Genomic DNA, 2679 nt, shown 5'->3' with positions numbered 1-2679 from the left:
CTCGAATTGATGCACGATACGACTCGTGATGGGCGCGTACGTGACCGCATCAAGGCCGTGCTTTTGGCCTCAGAAGGTTGGACTGCTCAGATGATTGCCCAGGCTTTGCGTATTCATGAAAGTACGGTGAGTCGGCATCTGAAGGATGACTTCTCTGAGGAAAAACTCGCCCCTGAAAATGGCGGCTCTGAAAGCCGTTTGTCTGCCGAACAAACGACAGAATTAGTGGAGTATCTGACGGCAAATTTGATGCACACTACCGCGCAAATTGTTGCTTATGTCTGGGCGCACTGGCAGGTGACTTACACTGTGGCCGGGATGACAAAATGGCTCCACCGCCAAGGGTTCAGCTACAAGAAGCCGAGGGGAATTCCCCATAAATCCGATGCGGATAAACAGCAACACTTTATTGAGACCTACAACGCGTTGAAAGCTGAATGTGGTCAAAATGCGCCTATTTTGTTTATTGATGCCATGCATCCTACCCAGTCCACAAAATTAAGTTACGGCTGGATGAGGCGCGGAAGGGAGCATGTCAACGTGGTCGAAACCACAGGCAGCCGGACCCGCCTTAACATCATGGGCGCCCTCAATTTGATTGAAGAGACCATTATTCGTGAATATCCGACGATTAACGCGAAAAATGTTGTTCTGTTTTTCGGCGCAATCCGGGAAACCTATCCGCTTTCACAAAAAATTCATCTCATTCTGGATGGCGCCGGTTACCACCGCTCTGAAATAGTTCAATTTTTTGCCGAGGTCCTAAATATCGAGTTGCACTATCTGCCACCTTACAGCCCTAACCTCAACCCGATTGAGCGATTATGGAAGTATGCGAATGAGCAGGTGCGGAACAATATCTATTTTCCGGATGCAAAAACGTTCCGTGAAACGCTGCATCACTTTTTTCATGTCACATTGCCAGAAAAAGTGAAAGAACTCACCACCCGGTTGACAGATAATTTCCAGACTTTAAGTCCTGCATCTTCAAGTTAATTGCGTATACATTCCAACCTAAAAAACCGAGCTTGAATCTACGGGATAATGAAATCGCTATCTTTAAACGAAGCTGAGGTTAATTAATTTATTCGGCATCTTTCTAACAAAAAGCCGAATATCAATGTATTGCCCCAAAAATTTAACAACATTCATAACGGCTTGTTATCTTATTCCATTTCCATTTATCATTTCTTGCTGCGGGATGTAATTCCATGCCCCCATTTATGTTCATAAACCCCATATTTATATATGCTTGCCTCGCCTCATCATATGGAGAAAGTTTTAACTTTCCTTCCATCCCTAATTGTTGTGATTTATTTACTGCATATTCAATGAGTAAAACACCACAACCTCGAATACCGCAATGAGTGGCCAAAAAAGAAACTTCAGGTAACTCATTTTCATGATTATCTTGCACTAATAATTGTAAGGCACCGACAGGAATACCTCTGAAATAAGCAACAGCAAAAAACTTTTTTGAACCGTCAGTTTTATCTCTCATAGATTGAATCTTTGCATTAGTCGAGAGACAATTAAGTATACTAACCGCCTGATTATACCTCATTTTCCACCTTTCCTGTTCCTTATCAAGCTTAAGAAAATCAAAATAAAACCAATCCTCAGCCATAGTTTCTGTTAGCATCTTTTCCGTTGCGTAGAATGCTTCTTCTGGGCTGACCTCCTTGATTGTGATAAATGTTTTCATATTAACCAATGTTGTGTACATATCCGTACAGGATTTAGACCGAGTTAAAGGACCAAATCCTACAGAACGGTTGTTAATATTAAAAGATTTTGATCTGAACATTACATTAATTCCCCTCATTATATTTTGGAAGATGTAAATAATTCACCTGACTTTTCTCTAACAAAAATCCAAATATATTACAACGTATTAGGTGTCCAGACTGATATTTAACAGAATCTATAACGACCCGTTGCCTCATTCCATTTCCATTTATCATTTCTATCAGCAGGATATAATTCCAGGTGTTCCCCAGCCCCAGTAAATCCCATTGCCATATATGTCGCTCTCGCTCCCTCATATGGAGAAAGTTGTAACTTTCCTCCCATTCCTAATTGTTGTGATTTATTTACTGCATATTCAATGAGTAAAGCACCACAACCTCGGATGCCACAATGAGTTGCCAAAAAAACGACTTTAGGTAACCCATCAGTAATTAATAATTGTAAAACTCCGACAGGAACACCTCTGAAATAAGCAACAAAAAACAACACTCTTTTATCAATTTCTTCTAATTTAAGGCGAATACCAATATCAATATAGAAAAATTTAAATATTCCCAATGCCTGATTATATCTAGAATTCCATTTTATTTGCTCCTCATCAAGCTGACCAGAAGAATTAGGGCACAACCACTCATTATTCATAGTTTCTTTCTTTATTTTTTCCGTTGCATGAAATACTTCTGATAGACTAGCCTCCTTGATAACTATAGAACATCTGATATCAATTGATCTTGGCCATATTTCTGAAAAAGATTTTGATCTGAATATCATATTACCCTCCTTATGATATAAAAGAATTGGGATAATTAAATAATTTTATAGTTTTCAATGCTGACTGATATAAAAACTCATCTATACCCATCGTAATTGAAGATGCTTGATTTTTCATTCGTATCAGATCAAGATCGCGCCCATGAAAATTACGCTGAC

At 39.4% G+C, this 2679-nt stretch carries 3 protein-coding genes; 1 reads left to right on the top strand and 2 read right to left on the bottom strand.

Annotated elements, in window-relative coordinates:
- Positions 1-996 (top strand): IS630 family transposase (locus tag NXS07_RS19375; protein ID WP_258087447.1); only part of this gene is annotated, 996 nt, incomplete at its 5' end.
- A gap of 142 nt (positions 997-1138) precedes the next feature.
- Here the strand turns inward: NXS07_RS19375 and NXS07_RS19370 are convergent.
- Together NXS07_RS19370 and NXS07_RS19365 are read right to left on the bottom strand one after the other, a co-directional pair.
- Positions 1139-1807, bottom strand: coding sequence for a hypothetical protein (locus NXS07_RS19370; RefSeq protein ID WP_038195373.1), 669 nt, complete (start codon positions 1805-1807; stop codon positions 1139-1141).
- Positions 1808-1914: 107 nt separating this feature from the next.
- Positions 1915-2520, bottom strand: coding sequence for a GNAT family N-acetyltransferase (locus NXS07_RS19365; protein ID WP_038195371.1), 606 nt, complete (start codon positions 2518-2520; stop codon positions 1915-1917).
- Positions 2521-2679: the final 159 nt, after the last annotated feature.

This window comes from Xenorhabdus bovienii (genome assembly GCF_024721015.1).
GTDB classification, from domain to species: Bacteria; Pseudomonadota; Gammaproteobacteria; order Enterobacterales; family Enterobacteriaceae; genus Xenorhabdus; species Xenorhabdus bovienii.
Note: the sequence above shows the minus strand (reverse complement) of the source record. Positions and strands in the feature narration are given on the sequence as shown.